The following is a 6,214-nucleotide window of genomic DNA, read 5'->3' as shown; positions in this document are numbered from 1 at the left end:
GGGCGGGCGGGGCCTGGGCCGCGGGCGGGGCCGTCGGCGGCAGCGGCGGCAGCGCGGGGGGCGGTGCGGGGGCAGGGGCGGAGAGGTGCGCCGCCGCCGCGGGCTGCGCGCCCGTGAGGTCCGGCCCCGGCTGGGGCGCGGTCATCGATGGTGTCGCGGTGGCGGGCGGTGCCGAGTGGGGGACGGGAGGCGGGGCCGCGGCCGCGGACAGACCCTCGGCCGCCTCCCCGGCGTGCGCGTGTACGGCGTTCGTGTCCATGACGATGGCTCTTCCTTTCGGTTCGGCGTGCGGCGTCCGGCGTGTCGAGATGCCGCCGGCGCCGCTCACGGAGTCGTCCCGTACTCCCTGCGGGGCGACTGAGCCCCCCTCCCTGATCAGGTCGAATGCCCGTGCGGCGGAGAGTCGGCCGCCCAGGAGCCGACGGCATCGCGGTGCGTCGTCCGGGGTGCACGGCGGCCGTTCGGCGGAGGCAAGGACGGCCCGGCCCGCGGCGAGCGGGTCCGGTGCGCCGCCCCCGGCGATCTGCTCGGCGACGAGCAGCGCCGCCACCCCGGTGACCACCGGGGTGGCGAAGCTGCTGCCCGTCAGGGCGGCGAGGCCGCCGCCCGGGACCGCGCCCTCGATCTCGCGGCCGGGCGCGAGGACGCCGTTCGCTCGGTAGGCGGGGCCCCAGTTGTTGATGTCGAGCGGTTCACCCGCCGCGTCCGTCGCGCCGACGGCGAGCGCCGAAGGAGTGGCGGCCGGGGCCTGGAGACAGTCACAGCTGTCGTTCCCGACCGCCGCGACCACCAGCACTCCGTTCTCCGCGCACCGTCGGAGCGCCCGCTCCAGCATGGCCTCCGCCCTGCCGTCCGCACTGCGCTCGCCGCCGCTGATGTTGATGATGTGCGCACCCGCCTCCATGGCCTGTTCGACGGCCCGCGCGAGGTCGAGCTGGGACACCCGGGTCACCCGTCCGTCCCCGGACTCCCGGAAGACCGGAACGACGAAACCCCGGCACCTCGGTACGAGGCCGGCCACAGGAGATCCGGGCTGCCCGAACAGAGTGCTCGCCACATGCGTGCCGTGCAGGGACATCGGCCCGGAACCCGCGGCATCGGAGACGAGCGTGGGCAGGCGGGTCAGATCCGCACCCGTGAAACACGGATGACCGAAGTCGACGGGACCGTCGAGCACGGCGACCCGCACCTCGGGGGTGCCCAGAAGCCCGGTTTCCCCGGGAACCGCGCGCAGTACCGAGCGGACGTCCATACGACCCTCCGTTCCCGGACCATCCGGTCCCTCCGGCTACGGAACACATTTCCCACACGGCCGTCCCTCGGTTATTCGACGAAATATGAATTGTTTATACAGCCGGTATCCCTGGTGCGTTCCCGGAGCGTTGGGGATGCGTTTTCTGTGTGTCACGAACCCATTCTTGAGGCGCTGATCAGGTGATTCCTAAATCGTTTCGTGAGGCGGGCGTACCTGGTCCGACGGGGTTACAGCGGTTGCAGCGGAATAACGCGTCGAGCACAGTGTTAGCTGTGATGAACGCAGTGCGGCTCGAAATCCTGGGGCCATTTGAATTAATCCGCGGCGGCCGATCGGCCGCCGTACCGGCGGGGGCTCAGCGGCTGATAGCGCTGCTCGCGGTGCGCGGCGAAGGCATTCACCGTCGAGCCGCCGCCGAGGAGCTCTGGCCCGAGTGCGCCCCCCTGCGGGCGGCGGCCAACCTCCGTTCGGCGCTGTGCCAGGGCCGGAAGATCGGCCCGAGCGGCGCGGTCGTCTGCGAGGGTCACCGACTCGCGCTGTCGCCGTGCGTCACCGTGGACCACCGGGACGCCTGCGAAGCGGCCCGGCACCTCCTGGAGGCCGAGAGCGGGGTGACGGACGCGCCCGCGGAACTCGACGGGCTCGTCGAGGCGCTCTGCCGGCCCCTGCTCCCGGGCTGGGACGACGAGTGGCTGATCCTCGCCCGGGAGCGCTGGGACCAGATGAGGCTCTACGCGCTGGAGGGGCTCGCGCAGCACTTCCTCGCCCTGGAGCGGTACCTGCCCGCGCACCAGGCGGCGCTCGCCGCCACCGCGGTCGACCCCTACCGGGAGACCGCCCACCGCATCGCCATCGAGGTCCACGCGGCCGAGGGCAACATCGCCTGCGCGGTCAAGCACTACCTGGAGTACCGCAGACTGCTCCAGCAGGAGCTGAGGGTCTCGCCCTCACCGCGGATGACGGAGCTGATCCGGGAACTGACGACGGCCTAGGCGGTGCCGGGGGCGGATGACTCCAACGGCGTTGCTCCTCGGCAGCGTTGGCGTCGGCCCGCCTCCCGTCTCATGAGGGGGCCGGTGCGGACGCCCACCGGCGCCGATGGCTCAGGCTCCGCACCGGGCGATACGGTGGCCCCCACTAGCGGTAGGTGGGGACGAAGGGACATGGCACGTGGCCTTGAGGGCGCTTCGCGCGGGATTGGAAGCCCTGTACGTCAGGCGGCTGGCGCGCAAGCTGGACGGCAAGCCACGGCCGCGGCACGTCGCCATCATGCTCGACGGCAACCGTCGTTGGGCCCGCGGCGCCGGCCACGACGACGTCCGTGAGGGGTACCGCGTCGGCGGTGCCAAGGTCGGCGACTTCCTGCGCTGGTGCGACGCGGCCGACATCGAGCACGTCACGCTGTGGATGCTCTCCGACGACAACCTCCACCGGCCGCCGGCCGAACTCGGGCCGCTGCTCGACATCATCGAGGAGACCGTGGCCAGCATCTGCGCGGCCGAGGAGGACTGGCGGATCGAGGTCATCGGGGCCCTGGACCTGCTCCCGGGGGAGACCGCGCGGGCTTTGAAGGACGCCGTCGCCCGCACCAACGGCCGGACCGGCCTGAAGGTCGACGTCGCGGTCGGCTACGGCGGGCGCCGCGAGATCATCGACGCGGTGCGGTCGGCCTTCGACAAACACATCTCCGCCGGTGGCGACCCGGTCGAACTGGCCGAGAACTTCGACCTCCGGCACATCTCCGACAACCTGTACTCCCCGGCGGGCCCCGACACCGACTTCATCATCCGCACCTCCGGCGAACAGCGGCTGTCCGGCTTCCTGTTGTGGCAGTCGGCCTACGCCGAGGTGCACTTCGTCGAGGTCCTGTGGCCCGCCTTCCGCGAGATAGACCTCCTCCGCGCCCTGCGTTCCTACGCCGTCCGCGACCGGCGCTACGGCAGGTGACGCGTGCCTCCCGCGGCGCGCCGGGCACGTGAGCCGGTGCGTGCGGTCGGCCGGGTGCCCGTCAGGCGTCGCGCCACAGCCTGAGCTTGTCCGGGTTGAGCACCGACCAGATCTGCCGGATCCGGCCGCCCGCGATGTCGAAGGCGAGCACCGACACGGGAACCCCGTCCACCTCGGCGACCAGGCCGGGCTGACCGTTCACCGTGGACTCCCGCAGGGTCAGCTCCGGCACCAGTTCCTTGCGGCCGGCGAAGAAGCGGGCGACCTCCTCGGCGCCCACGACGGGGTGCAGCAGGGCCCGGACCAGGCCGCCGCCGTCGCCGGTCGCCGTGGCGTCCGGTGACAGCACACCGATCAGCGCGTCGATGTCCTTGGCCTCCCACGCCAGTTTGAACGCCCTCACCGTGTCGGCGCGTCCGGCCGAGGGCGCCGTCGGCACGGGCGCCGGCCGGACGGCGCGGATCCGGTGGTGCACGAGGCCGGGCGGGTCCCCACGAACCCGCCCGGCCGCGGGCATGCCGTACCGGTCCGTCCTCAGCGGGCGCCCGTCCAGTTGTGGGCGACGTCCAGGACGATCCGGTCGGTCAGCACCTGCACCCGGAACGGCAGCCGGGCACGGACGCCGAGTCCGACGAGCGTCTCCCCTTCGAAGCTGCCGCCGAACCGGGTGTCCCGGAAGGTGCGGTACCCGGCGAGGTCGACCCCGGGCAGGGGCCTGCCCACCCGGCCGGGATAGGTCGGGGCGCCGGTCTCGTGGTCGTAGGCGGGCGCGGCCACCCGGACCTCCAGCACGGCGCCGCCGCCGACCGGTATGGGGCGGCCGGAGCCGTCCTGGTACAGGCGCTCCACGTAGCGGACCGAGTAGCCGAGACCGGAACGCCCGGCACCCGGCACGTCCACGACCAGTCGGTCGTAGCAGGCGTGACGGCCGCTCCTGATGTCGCGCAGCGGCTCGGTGGTGGCCGTCGGCCGGACCTCGGGCAGGCTGCCCCATCCGGTCGGACAGGCCGTGGCCTGCGCGGTCGCCGCCGAAGCGGTGGCGGCGGGCAGGGCGGGCAGTCCCAGGGCGGCGATGGCCGCGAGGGTCACTGAGGTGGTTCTGATTCTTCGCATGTCGTCCCCCGACAAGTGCGTCGTTCTGATATCAGGTGAGACAACCGGAATAGGCGAATGGTTGCGGTGCGGCACGAAGGTCCGTCCCGGTCCGTCCGACGCGATCGTGTATGAATGCCGCGCTCCGGATGGGGTACGCGGCCCGGACGACCGCTGCCGCTACCAGGGGACCTGTGATGGAGACACCCGCGAACCGCTACACCGCCACACCGGCCCGGCAGGCGCTGGAGGCGCTGGCCGACAACCAGGACGACACCGCGGCGCTGGACACCCTCGCCGGGAGCGAGGTGCTGGTGCCGGTGCCGGACGACGTCACCGAGGAGGACGCGACCGATCCGGACACCGTCGCGCTGCCCGTACTGGAACAGCCGGACGGCGGACCCGTGGTGCCCGTGTTCACCTCGGAGCCCGCGATGGCGGAACTGTTGCCCTCCGTCGGCCGCTACCGTCTGGTGCCGCTGGGCGCGCTCGCCGCGCAGTGGCCGGCCGAGGAGCTGAACCTCGCCATCGACGCCGGGTCGCCGCACCCTCTGACCCTCACGGCCGAGGGGGTGCGCACGCTGCTGGCCCGGCCCTGAGCAGGTGCCGGTCCGGCCCGGCCACCGAGGCGTCGGAAGGGGAACGGCCGGGTCGTCCGGGCGACGTCCCGCGCGGGGCCGAGTGGCACCGACTCCGCTCGGCCCCGCGCGGTCACGGTCGCCGTGCCCCCTGAAGATAGGACCGTCCCCGGGCCCCGTCGCTCCCTCTTGCGCGGCGCCTGTCCGCAAAACGCGGCGGACCTGTGGCCGACCGGGAGCGGGCGGTTCAGCCGGGTGCGCGCAGCGTCTGCGACGGCGACTCGCCGAAGCGTTCGCGGTAGCGTCGCGCGAACCGGCCCAGATGGGCGAAGCCCCACTGGTAGGCGACCTCCGCCACCGTCGTCGTACCCGGCTCGGACGCCCTGAGCTGGCCGTGGACGCGGTCCAGCCGCACCTCGCTGACGTACGCCATGGGCGGCACCCCCACGTGCTTGCGGAAGGCGTCCTGAAGGGTGCGCACACTGACGTGGCCGATCGCCGCGAGCCGCGCGGCGTCATAGGGCTCGGCCGGGAGTTCCTGTACGACGTCCATGACCCGTTTCACCGCGGCGGGCCGCATCGGCGGCGGCGGCCCCTCCAGCTCGGTCCGGTAGGAGTGGTCGGCGGCGAGCAGCACTCCTTCGAGCAGGGTCTGTTCGAGCCGGTCCCGGATGAGCGGGCGGCGCAGCAGACCGTCCGGGAGCTCCCGGTCCTCCAGGAGCCAGCGCACCAGCCGCGCCCAGCTGTGGCCGGGCCCGCACGCGACGTCGATGTACGGCTCGAAACGCGGCGGGCGGCGCACCGTTCTGCCCAGCAGGGCCTCCAGGCCGTGCAGCAGGGCGCGTTTGTCGATCTTCACCGTGAGGGAGTGGCAGTCCGCGGACCAGTCGTCGACGCGCACGCCGTACTCGGGATCGATCAGGACGGCCCGCCGCGGGGTGGCGCGCAGCCGGCCGCCCCGGCCCTGCTGGATGCCGAAGCCGCCGGTGAGGGGGACGGTCACGTGGAGGACGCCCGGCTCGCCGCAGCTCATCCGCACCCCGGTGCCGAAACTGATGTCGCCGACCGTGAGCGAGGCGAGGTCGACGACGCTCAGGCTCGTGCGGAACTCCGCGACGGGGCCGGTCACTTCGAGCCGCAGGTCGTAGTAGTGGGCGGCTATCGCCTCATGGCTCTCCTCCACCGATCGCGTCGTGTACGCGAAGTACGCGCCGGTACCGTCCTCGTCCGCGGTCAAGGTGATGTCTCCCCGTCCCCTCACAGGGTTGTGGGAGTGATGATGCCCGGGGCCCGCGGTCCGGAACAGTCCGCCGGGGCCGCGCCGGGTCCCGGCTCGGCCCGG

The 6,214-nt window shown here is 72.9% G+C and carries 7 protein-coding genes; 3 read left to right on the top strand and 4 right to left on the bottom strand.

The features are described from left to right. On the bottom strand, positions 1-1,252 hold a 1,252-nt coding region (locus AB0E07_RS21285), incomplete at its 3' end, for a S8 family serine peptidase (protein ID WP_362254164.1). A gap of 278 nt (positions 1,253-1,530) precedes the next feature. Between AB0E07_RS21285 and AB0E07_RS21280 the strand changes: the two genes are divergently transcribed. Both AB0E07_RS21280 and AB0E07_RS21275 read left to right on the top strand, forming a co-directional pair. Beyond that, positions 1,531-2,247 (top strand): BTAD domain-containing putative transcriptional regulator, encoded by a 717-nt coding sequence (locus tag AB0E07_RS21280; protein WP_362254188.1) that lies wholly within the window; start codon positions 1,531-1,533, stop codon positions 2,245-2,247. A 184-nt stretch (positions 2,248-2,431) separates the two neighbouring features. After that, the gene (locus tag AB0E07_RS21275; RefSeq protein ID WP_362254185.1) at positions 2,432-3,202 is read left to right on the top strand and encodes an isoprenyl transferase; all 771 of its coding nucleotides are present in this window, start codon (positions 2,432-2,434) and stop codon (positions 3,200-3,202) included. A gap of 61 nt (positions 3,203-3,263) precedes the next feature. On the opposite strand, the gene AB0E07_RS21270 is transcribed toward AB0E07_RS21275, so the two are convergent. Beyond that, entirely contained in the window at positions 3,264-3,719 is a 456-nt protein-coding gene (locus tag AB0E07_RS21270) for a hypothetical protein (RefSeq protein WP_362254161.1), read from the bottom strand. Positions 3,720-3,736: 17 nt separating this feature from the next. Beyond that, positions 3,737-4,315 (bottom strand): hypothetical protein, encoded by a 579-nt coding sequence (locus AB0E07_RS21265; RefSeq protein ID WP_362254159.1) that lies wholly within the window; start codon positions 4,313-4,315, stop codon positions 3,737-3,739. A gap of 176 nt (positions 4,316-4,491) precedes the next feature. Here AB0E07_RS21265 and AB0E07_RS21260 point away from each other — a divergent pair, with 176 nt between their 5' ends. Next, on the top strand, positions 4,492-4,893 hold the full coding sequence (locus AB0E07_RS21260; protein ID WP_362254156.1) for an SseB family protein: 402 nt from the start codon (positions 4,492-4,494) through the stop codon (positions 4,891-4,893). Positions 4,894-5,119: 226 nt separating this feature from the next. On the opposite strand, the gene AB0E07_RS21255 is transcribed toward AB0E07_RS21260, so the two are convergent. Further along, entirely contained in the window at positions 5,120-6,109 is a 990-nt protein-coding gene (locus AB0E07_RS21255) for an AraC family transcriptional regulator (RefSeq protein WP_362254153.1), read from the bottom strand. Between the last annotated feature and the right edge of the window lie 105 nt (positions 6,110-6,214).

This window comes from Streptomyces sp. NPDC048002, from assembly GCF_040653275.1.
In the GTDB taxonomy this organism is placed as follows: domain Bacteria; phylum Actinomycetota; class Actinomycetes; order Streptomycetales; family Streptomycetaceae; genus Streptomyces.
Note: the sequence above shows the minus strand (reverse complement) of the source record. Positions and strands in the feature narration are given on the sequence as shown.

Excerpts from the sequence above, each read along its gene's own strand:
- AB0E07_RS21280 (WP_362254188.1), top strand. The coding sequence starts at position 1,531 with ATGAACGCAGTGCGGCTCGAAATCCTGGGGCCATTTGAATTAATCCGC.
- AB0E07_RS21270 (WP_362254161.1), bottom strand. The coding sequence starts at position 3,719 with ATGCCCGCGGCCGGGCGGGTTCGTGGGGACCCGCCCGGCCTCGTGCAC.
- AB0E07_RS21265 (WP_362254159.1), bottom strand. The coding sequence starts at position 4,315 with ATGCGAAGAATCAGAACCACCTCAGTGACCCTCGCGGCCATCGCCGCC.
- AB0E07_RS21260 (WP_362254156.1), top strand. The coding sequence starts at position 4,492 with ATGGAGACACCCGCGAACCGCTACACCGCCACACCGGCCCGGCAGGCG.